This window comes from Streptomyces kronopolitis (genome assembly GCF_014646275.1).
Classification (GTDB): domain Bacteria; phylum Actinomycetota; class Actinomycetes; order Streptomycetales; family Streptomycetaceae; genus Streptomyces; species Streptomyces kronopolitis.
On the sequence record NZ_BMND01000007.1, the window covers coordinates 140,037 to 161,217 of the forward strand.

15 protein-coding genes and 1 pseudogene are annotated in these 21,181 nt (G+C 73.3%); 10 read left to right on the plus strand and 6 right to left on the minus strand.

Features of this window, described 5'->3' with window-relative positions; translation table 11 throughout:
* Window positions 1-87: 87 nt before the first annotated feature.
* From IEY78_RS11210 to IEY78_RS11240, 7 genes and pseudogenes are all read left to right on the plus strand, one after another.
* The gene (locus IEY78_RS11210; RefSeq protein WP_189097507.1) at window positions 88-1,107 is read left to right on the plus strand and encodes an NADP-dependent oxidoreductase; all 1,020 of its coding nucleotides are present in this window, start codon (window positions 88-90) and stop codon (window positions 1,105-1,107) included.
* Between the two features lie 877 nt (window positions 1,108-1,984).
* Complete coding sequence (locus IEY78_RS11215) at window positions 1,985-2,413, plus strand: organic hydroperoxide resistance protein (RefSeq protein WP_189097508.1); 429 nt, start codon at window positions 1,985-1,987, stop codon at window positions 2,411-2,413.
* A 480-nt stretch (window positions 2,414-2,893) separates the two neighbouring features.
* Complete coding sequence (locus tag IEY78_RS34815) at window positions 2,894-3,019, plus strand: hypothetical protein (protein ID WP_268240263.1); 126 nt, start codon at window positions 2,894-2,896, stop codon at window positions 3,017-3,019.
* 914 nt (window positions 3,020-3,933) lie between these two features.
* Window positions 3,934-4,935, plus strand: coding sequence for a LacI family DNA-binding transcriptional regulator (locus IEY78_RS11220; protein WP_189097509.1), 1,002 nt, complete (start codon window positions 3,934-3,936; stop codon window positions 4,933-4,935).
* Between the two features lie 77 nt (window positions 4,936-5,012).
* Entirely contained in the window at window positions 5,013-6,632 is a 1,620-nt protein-coding gene (locus tag IEY78_RS11225; RefSeq protein ID WP_189097510.1) for a sugar ABC transporter ATP-binding protein, read from the plus strand.
* Window positions 6,622-8,612 (plus strand): annotated as a pseudogene (locus tag IEY78_RS35120) (ABC transporter permease/substrate-binding protein). The gene IEY78_RS11225 and the pseudogene IEY78_RS35120 overlap by 11 nt, the downstream one beginning before the upstream one ends.
* 144 nt (window positions 8,613-8,756) lie before the next feature.
* Window positions 8,757-9,683, plus strand: a complete 927-nt coding sequence (locus IEY78_RS11240) for a ribokinase (RefSeq protein WP_189097512.1) — start codon at window positions 8,757-8,759, stop codon at window positions 9,681-9,683.
* A gap of 185 nt (window positions 9,684-9,868) precedes the next feature.
* On the opposite strand, the gene IEY78_RS11245 is transcribed toward IEY78_RS11240, so the two are convergent.
* From IEY78_RS11245 to IEY78_RS11255, 3 genes are all read right to left on the minus strand, one after another.
* On the minus strand, window positions 9,869-11,272 hold the full coding sequence (locus IEY78_RS11245; RefSeq protein WP_189097513.1) for a nitrilase-related carbon-nitrogen hydrolase: 1,404 nt from the start codon (window positions 11,270-11,272) through the stop codon (window positions 9,869-9,871).
* 183 nt (window positions 11,273-11,455) lie between these two features.
* Window positions 11,456-12,730: a PA0049 C-terminal domain-containing protein gene (locus IEY78_RS11250; RefSeq protein WP_189097514.1), complete on the minus strand. Its 1,275-nt coding sequence runs from the start codon at window positions 12,728-12,730 to the stop codon at window positions 11,456-11,458.
* A gap of 235 nt (window positions 12,731-12,965) precedes the next feature.
* Window positions 12,966-13,697: a TetR/AcrR family transcriptional regulator gene (locus IEY78_RS11255; RefSeq protein WP_189097515.1), complete on the minus strand. Its 732-nt coding sequence runs from the start codon at window positions 13,695-13,697 to the stop codon at window positions 12,966-12,968.
* Between the two features lie 140 nt (window positions 13,698-13,837).
* Here IEY78_RS11255 and IEY78_RS11260 point away from each other — a divergent pair, with 140 nt between their 5' ends.
* Complete coding sequence (locus tag IEY78_RS11260; protein WP_189097516.1) at window positions 13,838-16,417, plus strand: beta-glucosidase family protein; 2,580 nt, start codon at window positions 13,838-13,840, stop codon at window positions 16,415-16,417.
* A gap of 50 nt (window positions 16,418-16,467) precedes the next feature.
* Here IEY78_RS11260 and IEY78_RS11265 read toward each other — a convergent pair whose 3' ends face one another.
* From IEY78_RS11265 to IEY78_RS11275, 3 genes are all read right to left on the minus strand, one after another.
* The gene (locus IEY78_RS11265) at window positions 16,468-17,169 is read right to left on the minus strand and encodes a DUF4097 family beta strand repeat-containing protein (RefSeq protein ID WP_189097517.1); all 702 of its coding nucleotides are present in this window, start codon (window positions 17,167-17,169) and stop codon (window positions 16,468-16,470) included.
* Between the two features lie 115 nt (window positions 17,170-17,284).
* Window positions 17,285-18,331, minus strand: a complete 1,047-nt coding sequence (locus IEY78_RS11270) for an aldose epimerase family protein (protein ID WP_189097518.1) — start codon at window positions 18,329-18,331, stop codon at window positions 17,285-17,287.
* Between the two features lie 83 nt (window positions 18,332-18,414).
* On the minus strand, window positions 18,415-19,323 hold the full coding sequence (locus tag IEY78_RS11275) for a GDSL-type esterase/lipase family protein (RefSeq protein WP_189097519.1): 909 nt from the start codon (window positions 19,321-19,323) through the stop codon (window positions 18,415-18,417).
* A 321-nt stretch (window positions 19,324-19,644) separates the two neighbouring features.
* Between IEY78_RS11275 and IEY78_RS11280 the strand changes: the two genes are divergently transcribed.
* Window positions 19,645-20,139 carry a DUF3145 domain-containing protein gene (locus tag IEY78_RS11280; protein ID WP_189097520.1) on the plus strand — a complete coding sequence of 165 codons (495 nt, stop codon included), beginning with the start codon at window positions 19,645-19,647 and terminating at the stop codon, window positions 20,137-20,139.
* 111 nt (window positions 20,140-20,250) lie between these two features.
* Window positions 20,251-21,141, plus strand: a complete 891-nt coding sequence (locus IEY78_RS11285) for an NAD(P)-dependent oxidoreductase (RefSeq protein ID WP_189097521.1) — start codon at window positions 20,251-20,253, stop codon at window positions 21,139-21,141.
* Window positions 21,142-21,181 lie beyond the last annotated feature (40 nt).

The window sequence follows — 21,181 nt, forward strand, 5'->3', positions numbered from 1 at the left end:
GCACACCAGGATACCCAATTGCTTGACAACATGAAATATCGAGGCGCATGATTGTTTCATCATCTGAAGCATTTGGAGGATCGAGCTATGTCCGCACTGCCCACGACCGGTCGCGAATGGCACCTCGTCGCCCGCCCGCACGGCTGGCCCACCCCCGAGGATTTCGCGCTGCGGGAGGCCGCGGTGCCCGAGGTCGGCGAGGGCCAGATCCTCGTCCGTACGAAGCACTTCTCCGTCGACCCGTACATGCGCGGCCGGATGAACGACGTGAAGTCCTACGTCCCGCCCTTCCAGCTCGACCAGCCGATGGAAGGCGGCGCGGTCGGCGAGGTCATCGCCTCGCGCGATGACTCCATCGCGGTCGGCGACCATGTGCTGCACGGCTTCGGCTGGCGCGAGTACGCGGTCGTGGACGCCAAGCGCGCCGCCAAGGTGGACCCGTCGCTGGCCCCGCTCACCGCGTACCTCGGCGTGCTCGGCATGCCGGGCCTGACCGCCTACGCGGGGCTGCTGGAGGTCGCCTCCTTCAAGGAGGGCGACGCCGTCTTCGTGTCCGGCGCGGCCGGTGCGGTGGGCAGCGAGGTCGGCCAGATCGCCAAGCTCAAGGGCGCCTCCCGGGTCGTCGGCTCGGCCGGCTCCGACGAGAAGGTCCGGGTCCTGGTCGAGGAGTACGGCTTCGACGCCGCCTTCAACTACAAGAACGGCGACGTCCGCGAGCAGCTCAAGGAGGCCGCGCCGGACGGCATCGACGTCTACTTCGACAATGTCGGCGGCGACCACCTCGAGGCGGCCATCAGCTCCCTCAACGTCCATGGCCGCGCCGCCATCTGCGGCATGATCTCGATGTACAACTCCACCGAGCCGACCCCGGCACCGCGCAACCTCGCCATGGTGATCGGCAAGCGGCTGCGCCTCCAGGGCCTGCTGGTCAGCGATCACGCCGCACTGCAGCCGCAGTTCGTCGAGGAGGTCTCCGCCTGGATCCGCTCCGGCGAGCTGAAGTATGGCGAGACCAAGGTCTCCGGCATCGAGAACGGCGTCGAGGCCTTCCTGGGCCTGCTCCGCGGCGAGAACACCGGAAAGATGATCGTGAGCCTCGAGGACTGACGGGGCGTTGGACGCTGGGCCCCGGCCGGGGCGGCTGATGGTGATGGTTCCGGTCGGGGGCGGTGGTGAGTTGGGGTGAGTGGGGCGTGGGGGACGGGGGTTCGTTTGGTGATGGCTTCGGTCGGGGGCGGTGGTGAGTTGGGCTGAAGGGGGCGTTGGGATCCGGGGGTTCGTTTGGCAGGGGCTTCGGTCGGGGGGCGGGTTCGGCGCGGGGTGGCTGGGGGTGAGTTCGGCTGAGGGGCTTCGGCTGGAGCGTTGGGGTGCGGGGTTTGTTTGGTGATGGCTTCGGCCGGGTGGGGCGATGGCTTGCCGTGGGGTGTTTGACGACGGCGTAGGTCGCGTGGGTGTGGCTTTGGTCGAGGGTGGCGTCGGGTCGGAGGATGCCTCGGGGCGAGGGTGACGTTGGGGCGAAGGATGCCTTGGGGCGAGGGTGACGTTGGGGCGAAGGATGCCTTGGGGCGAGGGTGACGTTGGGGCGAAGGATGCCTTGGGGCGAGGGTGACGTTGGGGCGAAGGATGCCTTGGGGCGAGGGTGGCTTTGGCCTGGCTTGGCCTCGTACGGCGGGTGTCTCGTAGGGCCGGCGTTTTGTCTGATGGGGGCTTCGGCCGGCGGTTGCGTTGTCTGACGGATGGCTTGTCGTCTGGCGGCGGCTTTGTCTGAGGGGCGCGTTGTCGTCTGGCGGGGGCATCGTCTGACGGGCGCGTGCTCTGGCGACGGCTTTTGTTGGGTGAGGTGGCGGGGTGGGGCGGGGGAGGGGAAGGGGGCGAAGAAATCGCGTGGCTTTCCCGCCAGGCTCGCGCCCCGGCCCGTTAGGCTCGGCGGCACGCCGTCGCGATCCGTGGGCGCGAGTCGCGGCGAACCACAGGAGGATTCGGTATGTCCATCCAGTCCGTCGATGTCGTCTACACCGCCGTCGCCACCGCTGAGAACGGCCGTGACGGCCACGTCGCCAGTGACGACGGCAAGCTCGACGTGGTCGTCAACCCGCCCAAGGAGCAGGGCGGCAGTGGCGCCGGCACCAACCCGGAGCAGCTCTTCGCGGCCGGCTACAGCGCCTGCTTCCAGGGTGCGCTCAGCGTCGTCGCCCGCCGGGAGAACGTCGATGTCTCCGGTTCCCGGGTCACCGCCGCGGTCGGGATCGGCAAGACCCCCGATGGCGGCTTCGGCCTCACGGTCGAGATCACCGCCAAGATCCCGAACGTCGACGCGGCCACCGCCCAGGACCTCGTGGAGAAGGCGCACCAGGTGTGCCCGTACTCCCGCGCCACCCGCGACAACATCGACGTCAAGCTGACCGTCGCCTGAGCCTGATGGCTGTTGTCTGACACCTGTTATCTGACGCCTGACGCCTGACGCCTGACGCCTGACGTCGTCGGTGCTGTCGCAGCAGGAGCCGCGTCCCGTTACGGGGTGCGGCTCTGTGCGTTCGGTGTGGGATCCGGCCGGGGTGTGACCTGGGTGCGGGTGGCTCGTGCGTCGGAGGCGGCGGCCCCTGGTGCAGTTGCGTGGTCTCGCTGCACTGCGCCTTGGCTCCGCCGTAGGCGCCTTGGTCGAGGCGGTCGGGGCCTGCGGCTGGTGCATTTCGGGGGTGGCACCCACGCAGTCCGCCGTCCTACGGTCCCGTCAAGGTGTGCGCCTTGGTGTGCGCGCCTGATTTCCGTGGACGTGGGGTCAACTCGCGCTATTCTTACGGGGCTTCGCCACGTTCCTCCCCACAGCTCCACCGGCTGCCGGCCGGTGGGGGCCCTGGTCTCCGGGGCCTGTCCGGAGGAGCGAGGAGGAGTGATGGACGATCAGGACACGGAGCAGGAGAGCGACCGGTGGGCGCCGTCTGACAGATGGCAGGTGATCATCGGCGCGCTGGGCCTGGGTGTGGCGATCGTCGCGTGTGTGGGGCAGTTCATCCGCTGAGCCGGGTTGCCCCAGAGGGTCCGGACACGGCCGGTGCCCGCCGTTGAGGCGGGTAGGTCAACGGGGGAGTGCCCGGGCTCGGTAGATCTCCGGCGGCAGCCCCGGACCGTTCCGGCGCGGCTGCGGCGGGAGGTGTCCGAGTGCCGTGTGTTGTGACCGGCCACCGTGTGATTTTCTCGGCCGCCGCGTGATGTGCCCACTCGGCGCGTGGTGGCCTGGTGACCGCCTGATGTACCTGATCACCGGGTGACGTGCCCAACCAGCGCGTGACGTACCCGGCCAACGCGTGACGTGCTCAACCAGTGCGTGATGTGGGTCCCGGCGACCGCTTGATGTGCCGCCGCTGTGTGATGGTCCCTACTCGGAAGACCTCGATAGGCGAGCACCCTTGATGTGCGGCCACCCTCGATACGCGGGCACCCCGTGATGTGCGGCCATCTTCGACGTACGTGCGCCCTCGCAAAGCGCGGACCCGCGACGCCCGCCCGCCCGCGACGTACGAAGCCCTCGATTCGCAAGCACCCGCGAAGCGCGCCCCCGCGACGTACGAGCACCTCGATACACGAGCACCCGCGACGCGCGGCGCCCCCCCGCGACGTAATGCCCCCGACACGCAGCCCCCGCCACGTACGCGCACCCTCGACAAGCGAGCACCCGCGATGCAACGCCCACCCGCGACCCACGCCCACCCTCCATGTACGAGCACCCCCGACACGCAAGCCCCCCAACACCCACCCACCCCAACAACCACCCCCCATGTGACGCAGGCAACAACACCCCCGTATTGACGCACCCGCCATGTAATCGATTTCGTAGGCCCTCGCACCTCCCCAAGAAATCGATTACACCTCCGATCTTGCGCTGTCGGCCCCCGGGCCGCTGGGCGGTCGCACGGACAGGATGGCAACGGCGCCATGGCGAACATCAAGGATGTGGCGGAGCGGGCAGGAGTGTCCGTCGCCACGGTCTCCCGGGTCCTCAACGGCCGCAGCCCGGTTGCCGAGACCCGTGAGCGGGTGCTTGCCGCGGTGCAGGAGCTGGGCTACCGCCCCAACAACGTCGCCCGCGCGCTGCGCACCGCACGGACCGGCGCGCTCGGGCTGATCATCAGCGATCTGACCAACCCGTTCTTCACCGAACTTGCCGACGCCGTCGAGGACGAGGCCCGCAGCCTCGGCTACAGCCTGGTCATCGGCAACGCCGGCGAGCGTCCCGCGCAGCAGGACGACTACATCCGTACGCTGCTCGACCGCCGGATCGACGGCCTGCTGGTCAGCTCGGCCGGTACCGGCTCGGCGATGCTCCGCGAGGTCGTCGCCTCCGGCACCCCGCTGGTCCTGCTGGACCGCTCCGTGCCCGGCATCGACGCCCCCTGCGTACGCGCCGACGGTCGCGCAGCCCTCACCGAACTCGCCGGTCGCCTCGCCGCCCTCGGCCGCCGTCGGCCCGCGATCATCGTCGCCCCGGCCGGCACCCCGACCGGTGAGGAGCGCCTCGCGCTGTTCCGTGCGGCGCTGGCCGCGCACGGCCTCGCGCTGCCCGACGAGCGGGTGGGCAGCACCCCCGACCTCCAGCACACCGGCGGCCGGCGGGTGATGAGCGCGTTCCTCGATCTCCCCGAGCCGCCGGACGCGGTGCTGGCCACCGACAACCTGATGGCGCTGGGCGCGATGGACGAGCTCCGCGCGCGCGGGCTGCGGGTCCCGGACGACGTGGCGCTGGTGGTCTACGACGACGTGCCGTGGTTCACCCACACCGATCCGCCGCTGACCGCCATCGCCCAGCCCACCCGCGAACTGGGCCGGGCCGCCGTGCACACCCTGCTGGCCCGGATCGAGGGCCGGCCCGCCGACTCGGTACTGCTCCCGGCCCACCTGGTCCCCCGCCGCTCCTGCGGCGAGCCCCCCACCCCCTGAGCCCGGTCGGCGGTGCGCCGCCGGGTCCACGATTCCCACCCCCCGAGCAACCCATCCGAAGAAGAGAGGTGCAGCGCATGACCGGCGTCAAGGACGACGTACCGGGCGGCCGCCCACTGCTGTGCGTGGAGGGGGTGACGAAGTCGTTCCCGGGCGTGCGCGCGCTGGACGGCGTGGATCTGACCCTGCGCGCCGGTGAGGTGCATGTCCTGCTCGGCGAGAACGGTGCGGGCAAGAGCACCCTGATCAAGATGCTCTCCGGCGCCCACCGCCCCGACGAGGGCCGGCTCCTCGCCGACGGCGGCCAGGACGGCACCCGCGAGGGCCTGCACGAGGTGCACATCCGCTCCGCGCAGGACGCCGAACGGCTCGGCATCGCCACCATCTACCAGGAGTTCAACCTCGTCCCCGGGCTGACCGTCGCCGAGAACATCTTCCTGGGCCGCCAGCCGCGCAACCGGCTCGGGCTGGTCGACAAGAAGACGATGCGGACGCGCGCCGCCGCACTGCTGCGCCGCGTGCGGCTGGACGTGTCCCCGGACACCCCGGTCGGCGAACTGGGCATCGCCCGCCTCCAGATGGTCGAGATCGCCAAGGCGCTCAGCCTGGACGCCCGCGTCCTGATCATGGACGAGCCGACCGCGGTGCTGACCTCCGAGGAGGTCGAGACCCTCTTCGAGATCGTCCGTGAGCTGCGCGACGGCGGCGTCGGCGTCATCTTCATCACCCACCACCTCGACGAGATCGGCATCCTCGGCGACCGGGTCACCGTCCTGCGCGACGGCCGCTCGGTGCGGGAGGTGCCGGCCGCCACCGACGAGGACGAGCTGATCCGGCTCATGGTGGGCCGCGACATCGCCGAGCAGTACCCGCGGCAGCGCCCGGACGAGCCCGGCGCGCCGGTGCTGCGGGTCCGCGGGCTGACCCGGCGCGGCGCCGCGGCCGGACCGGTCTTCGAGGGCATCGACTTCGAGGTGCGGGCCGGTGAGGTCGTGGGCCTGGCCGGGCTGGTCGGCGCGGGCCGTACCGAGGTCGTGCGGGCGATCTTCGGGGTGGACCGCTATGACGCCGGCACCGTCGAGATCGACGGCAAGGAGCTGGCCCGCGGCGATGTGCGCGCCGCGATGCGCGCCGGGCTCGGCCTCGTACCGGAGGACCGCAAGGGCCAGGGCCTGGTCCTCGACGCGTCCCTCCAGGACAACCTCACCCTCGCCCGGCTCGACCGCGACACCCGCGGCGGGCTGGTCGACCGGGGCACTCAGCGGCGCGAAGCGGCCGCCGTCGCCGCGCAGTTGAAGGTCCGGATGAGCGGTCTGGGGCAGAGCGCCCGCACCCTGTCCGGCGGCAACCAGCAGAAGATCGTCATCGGCAAATGGCTGCTGACGGACACCCGGCTGCTGATCCTCGACGAGCCGACCCGCGGCATCGACGTCGGCGCCAAGGTCGAGATCTACCAGCTCATCAACGAACTGACGGCGTCCGGCCGGGCGGTGCTGATGATCTCCAGCGATCTGCCCGAGGTGCTCGGGATGAGCGACCGGGTGCTGGTGATGTCGCAGGGCCGGCTGGCCGGTGAGCTGCCGGCCGAGGCGGCCACCCAGGACGCCGTGATGGAGCTGGCGCTCCAGGCGCCCGACCACCCCAAGAGCACGCAGCACAACGACGAGAGCGCGATGGAGGGCTCCGATGTCCACTGAGGTGAAGACAGGAGCAGCCGCCGAGGCGGTGGGACGGGCACCGGAGCGGGACGGCCTGGCGCCGTGGCTGAGCCGGGCGGTGCTCAGGAACGGGCCGCTCGGCGGCCTGATCGCCCTGGTCGTGGTGATGGCCGTGCTGTCCAGGGACTTCCTCAACGGCCAGAACCTGCTCAATGTCGGCGTCCAGGCGTCGGTCACCGCGATCCTCGCGTTCGGCGTCACCTTCGTGATCGTCTCGGCCGGCATCGATCTGTCGGTCGGCTCGGTCGCCGCGCTCTCCGCCACCGTGGTGGCCTGGGCGGCCACCGGGGAGGGCCTGCCGGTGTGGCTGGCCGTGCTGCTGGGCCTGGCGGTCGGCGCGGTCTCCGGCCTGATCTCCGGGGCGCTGGTCGCCTACGGCAAACTGCCCGCCTTCATCGCCACGCTGGCGATGCTCTCGGTCGGGCGGGGCCTGGCCCTGGTCATCTCCGGCGGTTCGCCGATCGCCTTCCCCGGCTCGGTGGGCGCGCTCGGCGACACTCTCGGCGGCTGGCTGCCGGTGCCGGTTCTCGTCATGATCGCGATGGGGCTGGTCGCCGCGCTGATCCTGGCCCGTACGTACTCCGGCCGCGCGATGTTCGCGATCGGCGGCAACGAGGAGGCGGCCCGGCTCTCCGGTATCCACGTCAAGCGCCGCAAGCTCGTGATCTACGCACTGTCCGGCCTGTTCGCGGCGGTCGCCGGCATCGTGCTCGCGGCCCGGCTCACCTCCGCCCAGCCGCAGGCCGCCACCGGCTACGAGCTGGACGCCATCGCCGCCGTCGTGATCGGCGGGGCCAGCCTCTCCGGCGGCTCCGGCAAGGCCTCCGGCACCCTCATCGGCGCCCTGATCCTCGCCGTCCTGCGCAACGGCCTCAACCTGCTGAGCGTCTCGGCGTTCTGGCAGCAGGTGGCCACCGGCCTGGTCATCGCGCTCGCGGTGCTCCTGGACACGCTGCGCCGCCGGAGCGCGCGATGACGGCGCGGACGACGGCCCGCAGGGGCTCCGGGACCTCGGGGACGACGGCCCGGGCGGGCTCCCGAAAGCGGACGGCGGTGGCGCTGGTGGCCGCGCTGGCCGCGACCGCCGCCCTGGCGCTGACCGGCTGCGACCGCGGCGGCAACACCGACCTGGGGCTGGCGCTGTCCACGATGAACAACCCGTTCTTCGTCGGCATCAAGAAGGGCGCACAGGACGAGGCGGACGCCCGGGGTCTGCACATCAACATCACCGACGCCCAGAACGACCCCACCCAGCAGATCAACCAGATGGAGACGTTCACCAGCCAGAACGTCAAGGCGGCCATCATCAACCCGGTCGACTCCGACGCCGCCGTCCCGGCCGTCGGCGTCGCCAACCGGGCGAAGGTGCCGGTGATCTCCATCGACCGCGGCGTCAACGGCGGCACGGTCGGCTCGACCATCGCCTCCGACAACGTCGCGGGCGGCCGGCTCGCCGCGAAGACGCTGGCCGACTCGCTGGGCGGCAAGGGCAAGGTGGCCTTCCTGGAAGGCCAGGCCGGTACCTCCGCCGCCCGGGAGCGCAGCCAGGGCTTCGAGGAGGGCATCAAGAAGTACCCCGGCATCCAGGTCGTGGCCCGCCAGCCGGCGGACTTCGACCGCACCAAGGGCATGGACGTGATGTCCAACATGCTGCAGGCGCACCACGACGTCGACGGGGTCTTCGCCGCCAACGACGAGATGGCGCTCGGCGCGTCCAAGGCGCTGGGCGGCCGCTCCGGCAAGGACGTCAAGGTGGTGGCGTTCGACGGCACCCCGGACGGCGTCAAGGCGGTCGGCAACGGCACGCTGACCGCGACCGTCGCCCAGCAGCCCGAACTCCTCGGCAAACAGGCCGTGGACTGGGCGCTCAAGGCGGCCCGCGGTGAGAAGCTGCCGCAGTCGGTCCGGGTGCCGGTGGTGCTGGTGACGGACAAGAACGCGGCGCGGTTCGGCGGCTGAGCCGGCGGCCCTTGGCCCGTGGCCCGTCGTCCTTTGCCCGGTGACGGGCGGCGGGCCACTACAGCGGTGAAGAACCGGGGGAGTGGAGCAGAAGTGGGAGAGCGAAGAGAAGTGGGAGAACGGCGAGAAGTGGGAGAGCGGTGCATGTATGACGTCCTGGTGGTCGGTTCGGCCAACGCGGATCTGACGGTGCGGGTCGACCGGCGGCCCGGCGCGGGCGAGACCGTGCGCGGCACGGACCTGGTCGAATCGGCCGGCGGGAAGGGCGCCAACCAGGCGGCCGCCGCGGCCCGGATCGGCGGCCGCACCGCCCTGCTGGCACGGGTCGGCGGCGATGCCTTCGGCGAGATGCTGCTGGCCGCGCAGCGCGCCGCGGGCACCGATGTCGGCCCGGTCATCGTGGACGCCGCGGCCCGCAGCGGCACCGCGATGATCATCGTCGACCCGGACGGCGACAACAGCATCGTGGTCTCGCCCGGCGCCAATGCCGCCCTCTCCCCGCAGGACGTGGCGGCCGCGCAGGACACCATCGCCGCCGCCTCGGTGCTCTCCCTCCAGCTGGAGATCCCCATGGAGTCGGTAGTGGCCGCCGCCGCGGCCGCCGAGCGGGCCGGCACCCGCGTCGTCCTCAACCCCTCCCCGGCTCCCGAGGCGGCCCTGGCCCCCGAACTCCTGGCGGTGGCCGACCCTTTGGTGGTCAACGAGCACGAGGCGCGGCAGCTGTCCGGGCACGCCGACGGCAGCCCCGCCGAGTGGGCGCGGGCGCTGCGCGAACAGGGCGCCCGCTCCGTCGTGGTCACCCTCGGCGGCGACGGCGCGCTGGTCCTGGACGCCTCGGGCAGCGAGGACATCCCGGGCGTGCGGGTCAAGGCGGTGGACACCACCGGCGCCGGTGACGCCTTCACCGGCGCCCTCGCCACCCGCCTGGCCCGCGGCGACGACCTGCCCGAGGCGGCGCGCTTCGCCGTACGGGTCGGTGCCGCCGCCGTCACCAAGCCGGGAGCCCAGCCCTCCTACCCGACCCTGGCGGAGCTGACGGCCGAGGTGCCGGAGACACCGGCGCAGGGCTGACACCAGGGCGGTGCGGGGCGGCACCGTAGGGGCACAGGGCTGATACACCAGGGCTGTGCAGGTCGGCACCGGAAGGGCGCAGAGCTGATTTCGGCGCGGCGCGGGGCGGTGCCGGAAGCACGCAGGGCTGGCTCCGGCGTGGCGCGGGCCGGTGCCCGTGGGACGCCGGTCGGCCCGCTCCGGCCTCACCGCCCGGCGAGTTCCTTCGGGCCGTACAGCGCGTGGTCCGCGCCGGTCGCCAGTGCCCAGTAGCGGTCGCCGTAGGACCAATGCCACCACTCCGTCGGGTAGTTGACCAGGCCCGCCGCGGTCAGTGCGGCGCTCAGCACCCGGCGGTGGGTGCGGGCGGTGGGCGTCAGTTCCGGTGCGCCCGTGTAGCAGGCGCCGGCGCTCTCCTCGGGGGAGGCGTTGATCGGTGTCCCCATGTCGACCTCCGTGCCGTCCGCGGTGATCAGGGTGAGGTCCACCGCGCCGCCCGCGCTGTGCGGGGCTATCCCGGGCGGGGAGACATAGCGGCTGGCGTCCTGGTGGCGGCGCTGCGGATCCCGGTCGGGGAAGGCGGCCCGCAGCTCGTCGGCGTACTCCTCGAAGTAGCGGCGCTGCAGTGCCGGGGGACGGTAGCCCTCGACGATCCGCAGCCGCAGCCCGTCCGGCAGCAACTCCTGGGCCGCCAGCAGCCGTTGCACCACCCCCTGCCGCAGATGCGCGAAGTGCCCCCGGACGTCGTGCCGGTCGTCGGCCACCCGCAGCGCGGGCGCCGCCGTCCGGATGTCCACCAGCGGCTCACCGCACTCCTTGACGGGTATCGCGGCGACGGCCGGGTCCGCCATCAGCGTGATGCGGTCGCGGGCATCGCTCAGCACCAGCTCCGCCCCGTCGCCCGGTATCCCCGCCGCGGGCCCGCGCCACTCGGCGGCCGCGGCCACCCGCTCGCCGCTCGGCAGCCAGCCGCCGCTGAGGCCGCACCCCGGGCCGCAGCTGCCGAGGCCGGTGCCGTTGGCCAGCAGCACCTGCAGCCCGCTGTCCCGCGCCAGCTCCGCATACCGCTCCACGCGCTCGGTGGCGTCGTGGAAGGAGCTGGCGAGATAGACCCCGCAGCCGTCCGCCGCGGCCCGCGCCGGCACCTCGGGGAAGCTGCTGTCCAGGCAGGTGGCGAGCGCGAAGCGGATCCCGCCGAGGAAGAAGCGGCCGTCCGCGGTGCCCGGTGTGAAGACCTTCCGCTCCTCGGCGGACAGATGGAGCTTGTCGTACCGCGTGAGCAGGGCGCCGTCCGGACCCAGGACGAATGAGGAGATCGTCGGCCCGGCCGCGCCCTCGCGGGCCCGGCCCGCGGCGTTCACCACCGCCGCGATCCCGGCCGCCCGGCAGGCCTCGCGCACGGGCGCCAGCCGGGCGTCGTCCTCCGTGACCGTCATCCCCACCGGGTCGGCGGCTATCAGACGCAGGTCGTAGTGCGTCAGGGCGAGTTCGGAGAACGTCACCAGACCGGCGCCCCGGTCGGCGGCCTCGGCGACGAGCGCGGCCATCCGTGCGGCATTGGCGTCGATGTCGCCCGGCACGGGGGCGAATTGCGCGGCAGCAATGATCATTCGCCCATGATGCCCGGATCCGGCGCGGGGCGGGCGAGCCTGTGGACAACCGGCCCGCTGTGGACAACCGTGCCGCGGCGGGCAGTTGGCACCCTGTGGAGAACCGGCCCGACGGCCAACCGGCCCTCGACTGACAACCAGCCCCCGACGGTCAACCGGCCACTCGCTCGCCCGCCCCTCCGCCTACCCCCGCGCGCCCTCCGACGCCGCCACCGTCAGGATCGCCCGCACCTGCCCGGTGATCGCGACCCGGTTGCGGACGAACACCGGGTCGGTGATCTGGCCGGAGGGATCGGTGTTGCCGGGGCCGAACTCCAGGACCGGGGTGTGCAGATGCCCGCCCGGCAGCGACGGCCGCACCGCGTCCCGCAGCAGCGTCGCGCGATAGGCGATCTCGTTGGACAGATAGTCCCCGCCGCCGCCCGCACGCGCCGTGGACCCCGCGGTCGGCCCGTCCGGCCGTTCCACCGGCGTGGTGGCGCCCGCCGGGATCTCCGTGACGGCGGTGTGGTCGACCACCGGATACGGACCGGTGCCGGCGGCCACGATCCGGGTGTACGGCAGGCTGGTGACCGTCCACTGCGGCTGCGGCCGCACGGTCGGCACCCCCGCCGGAATCGGCACGGTCTCGGTGCGCGAGGCCCGCGCGTTGTCCGGATAGCCGCCCCGCCAGGCCCCGTTGGTCCGCTCGACGTCGAACCGCCCGGGCCGCCCCTGGCTGATGGTGGTGAACAGGTCGGCCTGCCGCGGCCCACTGCGGAAGTGCGGCAGCAGGGTGCGCTCGACCGTGCCCTGCGCGAAGTCGTCCCAGCGCACCGGGAAGACGGCGGTCTCGATCCGGGCCGGTTCACCCGAGGCGGTCCGTACGGTGGTCCCGTCCAGGGCGAGCGCCGCCGCGCCCGAGGGGTTGCTCCGGCGTGCGTCGTCGTCCAGCTGGAAGGGGTCGAATCCGGTCACCACGATGCGCCGCACGTGCGGTCCGGCCGGCAGATCGATCGAGTCCTGTCCGCGCGAGCCCCGCTCCAGCGCGTCGAGGAGGGCGGCGCGGCGCGCCCCGCTGAGGGGGAAGTCCGGCTGCCACGTCCGCAGTTGCCTGGTCATGCTCAGCCGCGCCCAGTACAGCGGCCGGTCGTCGTCCCGGCTCAGATCGCCGCCGTCCGGGCCGCGTCCCTGGGCCCGGTCCACGGCCCGCCTCCACAGCGCCCGCCCCTCGTCCTCCGTGAAGCGCAGGGCCTGCGCGTACGCCGTCGCCCGCGCCAGCCCGGCCCCGAACTCCCCTGCCCAGGCGTCGAATCCGCTGCGCCGGAGGATCTCCTGCGGCGCGGCCTGTGTCAGCCGGCCCTCCTCGACGGTGGTGTCCGGCGCGGTGGCCGCGTGGGCCGGCGCCGCCAGCGACAGCGGGACGGCGGCCAGCAGCGCGACACCGAGCGCGCCCATCCTGGTACGTATGCGTCTCATGGGGTGAGTAAAGCGGTGCCCGGGGCGGGGCGGTAGAGGCCCTAGGTACGACGCCACTACGGAGACGAGGCGGTGAGCCCCCCCCGTCGGCCCGGCTCCGTCCTCAGCCCGACGCGGTCCCGTGCGTCCCGGCTCGGTCCTCGGCCCGACGCGGTCCCGCCGTCCGTCCTGTCGTCCCGGCTCCGTCCTCAGTCCAACGCGGTCCCATGCCCGTCCCGTCGACCCGGCTCCCTCCTTAGCCCGACACGGCCCCGCCGCCCACCCCATCGCCCCCCTTGCCACCCGCCCCGTCGGCTCCCCCGTCCCCCGGCTCCCCACCCCGTTCGCCGGACTCCTGCTCCCCGCGCCCGAGCAGCGCGAGGAAGTCCCGGAAGGCCGACGGCATGTCCACCTCCTGGGGGTCCAGCAGCCATTGCAGCTGGAGTCCGTCCAGTACGGCGACCATCAGCGGCGCCGCCCGCTCGGGCGTCAGGCCGCCGGGCAGGGTGTCGCCGCACTCCGCCCGCAGCGCCTCGGCCAGCGAGGCGCGTACCGAGCGGAAGCGGGATTCGAAGAAGGCGCGGGCGGGGTGGTCCTCGGTGACGCTGTCGGCGGACAGCACCGTGTAGGTCCGCACGATGCCGGGGCGGGTGGCGTTGTAGTCGACGAGGGCGGCGAGCGTGTCGGTGCGGCTGCCGGACGCCGCGGCGGCCGAGGCCAGGTCCCAGCGGTCGCGCGCCTCCAGCACGCCGATCAGCAGCAGTTCCTTCGTGGGGAAGTGGTGCAGCAGCCCCTGCTGGGTCAGTCCGGCCCGCTCGGCGACGGCGGCCAGCGTGGTGCGGCGGTAGCCGCGTTCCGCGATGAGCTCCATCGCGGACTCCAGGATGGCCTCGCGCCGCTCCAGGCGCCGGGCCTCCCGGCCGCCACCGCCGGTCCGGGGCGCGCCCGGTCTGCCGTCGCGGGATCCGTCCTGGTCTCGTGCAGTCACCGGCCGAGCGTATCCCTCGCGTGGAGATCCCGTACGGCTGATGTATCGGAAAAGTAACGGTCCCTACCGCGTGCCTGGTGAGCGGGTCAGAATCCGGAAAGGGGGCCCGCACGACCACTCAGGGAACACCGGAGAACCGCATGACCGATGACCAGACCCACGGGCTCGCCGGTGCCACCGCCGACGCCGGCCCGCCCGCCGACGGCCGCGCCCGGGACCACGCCGCCGCGGTGGAGCGAGCGCTCGCCGCACTCGACCTCGACACCAAGGTCCGCCTGCTGTCCGGCCAGGACATGTGGACCCTGCCGGCAGTGCCGGAGATCGGGCTGCGGTCGCTGGTGATGTCGGACGGCCCGGTCGGGGTCCGGGGCCGGGAGTGGAGCGCCGCCGACCCCTCCGTGGCGCTGCCCGGCCCGACGGCACTGGCTGCCACCTGGGACCCCGCACTCGCCCGCCGGGCCGGCCACCTCCTCGCGCAGGAGGCCCGCCGCAAGGGCGTGCACGTCCTCCTGGCGCCGACCGTCAATCTGCACCGCTCCCCGCTGGGCGGCCGCCACTTCGAGTGCTATTCGGAGGACCCGCTGCTCACCGGCGTGATCGGCGCCGGATATGTCCGCGGGGTGCAGGAGGGCGGCGTCGCCGCGACGGTCAAGCACTTCGTCGGCAACGACGCCGAGACCGACCGGTTCACCGTCGACAACCGGATCGCCCCGCGCCCGCTGCGCGAGCTGTATCTCGCGCCCTTCGAGCACCTCGTCGAAAACGCCCGCCCCTGGGCCGTCATGACCGCCTACAACCAGGTCAACGGCACGACCATGACCGAGCACCGCGCGCTGGTGCAGGGCGTGCTGCGCGGCGAATGGGGTTTCGACGGCTGCAACGTCTCCGACTGGACGGCCGCCCGCGACACCGTGCGCGCGCTGCGCGGCGGCCTCGACGTGGCGATGCCCGGACCCCGCACCGTCTACGGCGCGCCCCTGGCGGAGGTCGTCCGTACGGGTGAGGTGGCGGAGTCCGAGGTGGACGACGCGGTGCGCCGGGTGCTGCTGCTCGCGGCCCGCACGGGGTGTCTCGACGGGGTGCCGCCCGCGGTGGGCCCGTCCGCGGCCCCCGGGGGCATCGACGGCCGGGAGGTGGCCCGCGACCTCGCCCGGCGCGGCTGCGTCCTGCTGCGCAACGAGCCCGTGGCCGGGGCGCGGCGGGCGCTGCCGCTGGACGGCGCGGGGCTGCGCAGGGTCGCGGTCATCGGGGCGGCCGCGCAGGACGCCCGGGTGCTCGGCGGCGGCTCCGCGACCGTCTTCCCCGAGGCCGTCGTCTCCCCGCTGGAGGGGCTGCGCGCCGCACTGCCCGAGGGCGTCGAGGTCACCTACGCCGCCGGCGCCGAGGCACGCACCCGGGTGCCCCACGCCCGCGACGGCTTCACGCTGTCCGCCCGCTACCTCGACGCGGACGGCCAACTCCTCGCCGAGGCCGCGCAGTCCGACGGCGAGGTGCAGGTGCTGGGCCGCTTCCCGAAGGGCGTCACCCGGCACACCCTGCACGCCGTCGAGCTGACCGGCAGCTACCTCCCGCAGTGCGGCGGCAGTCACACCTTCGCCGTCTCCGGCACCGGCCGACTGCGGCTGACCGTCGGCGGTGCGGTCCTCTTCGACGACCGGTGCGCGCCGGCGAGCGACGACCCCTTCGAGGCGTTCATGCGCCCCGCCGAGCGGCGGGTGACCGCGGAGCTGCCGGCGGGCGCGCCCGTCGAGGTCACCCTGCGGTTCGTGCCGGGCGGCGCGGACCCGGGCGAGAGCTTGGACGGGCTGCGCTTCGCCCTCGGCCACCACCCGCCGCGGCCCGACGCGGAGGCCCGGATCGCGGCGGCGGTCCGCGCCGCCGAGGAGGCCGATGTCACGATCGTGGTCGTCGCCACCACCGAAGAGGTCGAGTCCGAGGGCTTCGACCGCGCGGATCTGCGCCTGCCCGGCCGCCAGGACGAGCTGGTCACCCGGGTCGCCGCCGCCAACCCGCACACCGTCGTGGTCGTCAACGCCGGCTCGCCCGTGGAGCTGCCGTGGCGCGAGCAGGTCCCGGCCGTGCTGCTGAGCTGGTTCCCCGGCCAGGAGGCCGGTGCGGCGCTGGCCGACGTCCTGCTCGGCGCCCACGAGCCGGGCGGGCGGCTCCCCACCACCTGGCCGGCCCGCCTGGCCGACGCCCCGGTCACCGCCGTCACCCCGGATGGCGGTCAACTTCACTATTCCGAGGGAGTGTTCATCGGCTACCGCGCCTGGCAGCGGTCCGACGCGGCCCCCGCCTACCCCTTCGGCCACGGGCTGGGCTACACCGACTGGGAGTACGAGTCGCTGGACACCACCCCCGACTCGGTGCGGGTACGGGTCCGCAACGCCGGCGACCGGCCCGGCCGCGAGGTCGTCCAGATCTACCTGGCGCCGACCGCGGACGCCGCCCCGGACGCACCCGAGCGGCCGGAGCGCTGGCTGGCCGGCTTCGCCGTCGTCGAGGCCGGCCCGGGGGAGAGCGCGGAGGCCGAGATCCCGCTGCCGGACCGGGCCTTCGCGGTCTGGGACTCCGAGTCGGAAGGCCCCGCGGCGAGCGGAGACGGCGCGCGGCCGAGCGAGGCGGCCGACGGCTGGCGACGGGTCAAGGGCGTCTACCTCGTCGAGGCGGCGCGCAGCGTGGCGGACCGCTGGCTGACGGCGGAGGTCACCGTCGGCTGACCGGCCCGGGAGCGGGGGCGCCGCCCACCTGGCGCGTCCCCGCCGGTCGCTCATGAGGTCACCACCGCCACATCACCGCCGCTCGTGCGCGCCGTCACCTTGTGCGCGGAGCGCCCGTCCACCGGCACGGCGACCTTGCGGTGCCCGCCGCTGGTCGAGGCGTCGACCGCGTACGACCCCTTCGGGAGGCGGATGGTGACATTGCCGCCGCTGGTGCGGCCCGACACCTCGTCGGGCGCGGCGGCCAGCGTGAGGTCCACATTGCCGCCGCTGGTCTTCGCCCGCACGGAGCGCGCCGCGCAGTCCGTGGCCTTGACGTCGCCGCCGCTGGTCTCCGCGGTGATCGCGCCCCGGGTGCCGCGCAGGGTGATGTCCCCGCCGCTGGTGCGCAGATCGACCGCGGCGGTGCGCGGCAGCAGTACGCGGTAGTCGACCTCGCAGCGGCGCCCCATGCCGCACTCCGCGGCCTTCAGCGTCAGCCGGCCGTCCTTGACCGTGTGGGCGGGGCTCGGCTTGCGGTCGTTGTAGCGGTACTTCTCCGTCACCCGGACCGGGCCGCCGCCGTCGACCGGCACGATCTCGATGTCCCCGCCGTGCGTGGTCGCCGACAGCGCGCCGACCGTGCCCGCCACGGAGTACGTGCGCTGCGCCGTCTTCGTCGGACCGTAGTCCGGCAGCGAGCAGCCCGCCACCACCAGCACGACCGACGCCGCACCGGACAGAAGCAGATGAGGAGCACGGAGGCGGGCCATGGTGTCGGATCTCCCAGGACAGTCGGCGGACGAGGAGCGGACCGGAGCGCCGGTCGGCATTCATCGTGCCGTCCTCGCGCCCCGCCGCGCGTCGCCGCACAGGATGACCTTCGACCTAGGGGGCTCCCCCGCCCGGCGTACGCGCCGAGAAGCGGTACACGGTGTGCGTCCGGTAGGACGCGCCGGGGCGCAGCATGGTAGAGGGGAAGTCCGGGCGGTTGGGGGAGTCCGGGAAGTGCTGGGTTTCCAGGGCGAGTCCGGCCCGGGGTCCGTAGGGGACCCCCGAGCTGCCGGTCAGGGTCCCGTCGAGGTGGTCGGCGGTGTAGAGCTGGAGGCCGGGCTCGGTGGTGGCCAGCTCCAGCACCCGGCCCGACCTCGGGTCGGACAGCTCGGCGACCGTGCGCGGCGCCGCCACGGTCCCGCCGTCGAGCACGAAATTGTGGTCGTAGCCGCCGTCCACCGCCCGCGCCGCCCGGAAGTCGAAGCGGGTGCCGGCCACGTCCGCGGGCCCGCCGGGCAGCGGGATGCCGGTGCCGTCGACGGGCGTGTACCGGGACGCCGCCAGCCGCAGCTCATGGCCGGTCGCCGGGCCGCTGCCGGCACCGCCCAGATGGAGGTAGGTGTGGTTGGTCAGGTTGACGACGGTCGGTGCGTCGGTCCGGGCCCGCGCGACGAGGTGCAGCGCACCGTCCGGGGCCAGGGTGTAGGCCACCCGCACGTCCAGGGCGCCGGGAAAGCCCTCCTCGCCGTCCGGGCTGACGCGGTGCAGCTCCACGCCGCCGTCGACCGGCCGGGCGTCCCACACCACCCGGGAGAAGTTGCGCGGCCCGCCGTGCAGGCTGTGCCGCCCGTCGTTCGCCGCCAGCCGGTGCGTCCTGCCGTCGAGCGGGAAGGCCGCCCCGGCGATCCGGTTCGCGTACCGCCCGACCAGCGCGCCGAAGTGCGACCCGCCGTGCGCGAGGTACCCGGCCAGGTCCCCGAATCCCAGGGCCAGTTGTGCCCGGGTCCCGTCCCGGTCCGGAGCCTCGAGGGTCTGGATGATCCCGCCGTACGTCAGGACGCGTACCCGCAGTCCGCCCGGTTCCGACTCCAGGGTCCAGCGCTCGACGGGCGTGCCGTCCTCCAGCGCGCCGAAGGGTTCCCTGCTGACCTGCGTCGTCATGCCCGTGAGCCTATGCCCGCCGGACGCCCCTGCCGACCGTCGCCCACCGGCCGACAGCCCGCTGAACGGTCACCCCGAGGGCGCTACCGCCCCGGGCGGGTGACCACCCGGTACGCCAGCGCCGCCAGCTCCTTCTGGCCGCGGGCGCCGGGGTGGAACCAGTCCCAGGTGCTCAACTGCCGCCCCGTGAAGCGGTAGTCGAAGACCGACGGGTCGAACCGGCACAGCGGATCCTTGCCGCACACCTGCGCCATCGCGGAGTTGTACGCCTTCACCCGCTGCTGCACGCCCGCCCGCCGGTCCTGGGCCGCCTTCGTCAGATCGTCCGGATCGCGCAGCATCGACCCGCACAGGCCCAGCTTCCATACCTGCTTGCCGAGCGGGTTCTTGCGCCCCTCGGACCACAGCCGCAGCAGGTCCGGCACCGCCGCGACATACACCTGGGTGTGCGGCAGGGCGCGCCGCAGCTGCCGCATGGACCGCTCGAAGTCGTCCCGGAAGCGGAACTCGGGCGTCATCGCCGCCTCGTTGACGCGGCAGGCGTCATTGGCGCCGATCAGGACCGTGACCAGCTCGGGCTTGCGGCGGACGGCCGAGGCGACCTGCTCGGGCAGGTCGCTCATCAGCGCACCGGTCCGGGCGAAGTTCCAGCTGTGGGTGGCGGGCCGGTCGACCAGCCGCCGGGCGAGGCTGTCGACCGCGGGGTCGGTGCCGGTGGCCCAGGAGACCCGGGGGCAGTCGGCGAGCACCGTACAGGCGTCGAAGCCGGCGGTGATGGAGTCGCCGAGCGCCGCGATCGAGCCGGGGTCGGTGCGCCAGACGGGTGCGTGCCTGCCGTGCCGCTTGCCCGACGCGCCGGAGTGTGCCCCCGAGCCGTCGGCGCTACAGCCGGTGAGGGCGAGCAGGAGCGCGGAGGCCGCGGCGACGGTACGTGAGGGGAACCGGCAAAGGGAGTGACGGCGGGGGCGCAAGGGCCGATTGATCTGCGTCATCCCCTGTCCCCTCCGGCGTGCGAGTGATATCTCTTCGGGTACCGACGGTACGTCACCACCCGACCGGCGCCGCGCGGTAGCTTTGCCCCGTGCCTGCCGGGCGGTGACCCAACGTGGCAAGTGCAGTCGGCACAGACAAATTACATCACGTCATTTCCTGTCCCATTTGCGGCAAATTCCGCCTAATGGTGTTTACTGTAGGTCACCAGCACGCTGGTGCCGAAGTGACCACTGGGGCAGAATGACAACTGTCCCGGCCGCAACCGGAACGGGCACGAGGCCGCTGGGGAAGGCGAACCTCGAACCGCACTGGAGGTCCCGGTGACGACACGTGGAGTTCTGTACGTCCACTCCGCTCCGCGCGCACTGTGCCCGCACGTTGAATGGGCCGTGGCGGGCGTCCTCGGCGTGCGCGTCAATCTCGACTGGATCCGCCAGCCGGCGTCCCCGGGCACCTGGAGAGCCGAGTTCTCGTGGCAGGGCGAGGCCGGCACGGCCTCCAAGCTGGCCTCGGCGCTGCGCGGCTGGCATCTGCTGCGCTTCGAGGTGACCGCCGAGCCCTGCCCCGGCGCCGAGGGCGAGCGCTACAGCTCCACCCCCGACCTGGGCATCTTCCATGCTGTCACGGGCATCCACGGCGACATCCTGATCCCCGAGGACCGGCTGCGCGCCGCGGTCGCCCGCGCCGCGCGCGGCGAGACGGAGCTGGCCGCCGAGGTCGACAAGCTCCTCGGCAAGCCCTGGGACGACGAACTGGAGCCGTTCCGGTACGCCGGCGAGGGCGCCCCGGTCCGCTGGCTGCACCAGGTCGTCTAGGGCGTGTCCCAGGGTCTCTCGCGGGCCCGGTCCGCCCGGCGCACCGCCGGGTGTCGCCCGACACGCGCCGGCCTTTGCCTTGGAGTGCACTCCACGCCCTAGCGTGCCGGCATGGCTGACAACAACGCTTCCGACATCCGCTCCGTGGCGGTGCTCGGCACCGGAATCATGGGCGCGGCGATGGCCCGCAACCTCGCCCGGGCCGGTCTGGACGTCCGCGCCTGGAACCGCACCCGCGCCCGGGCCGAACCGCTGGCCGCCGATGGGGTCCGCGTCACCGACACCCCCGCCGAGGCCGTGGACGGCGCCGACGCGGTCCTCACGATGCTGCTCGACGGGCCAGCGGCCCTCGACGCGCTGCGGCAGGCCGCCCCCGCGCTGCCGTCCGGTGCGCTGTGGCTCCAGATGGGCACGGTGGGAACCGAAGGGCTCGCCCCGCTCGCCGGGTTCGCCGCGGAACACGGGCTGCGGTTCGTGGACGCTCCCGTACTGGGCACCAAGGATCCCGCGGAGAAGGGGGAGTTGACGATCCTGGCGGCCGGACCGCAGGACGTGCGCGAGCGCGCCGAGCGGATCTTCGGCATCGTCGGGAGCAGCACCCGGTGGGTCGGCGAGGACGCCGCCGACGGCGCGGCGAGCCGCCTCAAGCTCGTCGTCAACACCTGGGTGCTCACGGTCATCAGCGGTACGGGTGAGTCTCTGGCGCTCGCCAAGGGGCTCGGGGTGGACCCGCGCGACTTCCTCGCCGCGGTCGCCGGCGGGGCGCTCGATCTGCCGTACCTGCGGCTGAAATCCGAGTTGATCCTGTCCGAGAACTACCCCGCGAGCTTCACCGTCTCCGCAGCCCGCAAGGACGCCCGGCTCATCACCGAGGCCGCCCGGGACGCCGGCGTCCACGTGGACCTGCTGGCGGCGGCCGCGGAGCGCCTGCGCCGCGCCGAGCAGCAGGGCCACGGCGACAAGGACGCCTCGGCCGCCTACTACGCCGGCTTCGACGACTGAGAAGACGGCTGAGAAGGCGGCCGAGAAGACGGCGGAGAAA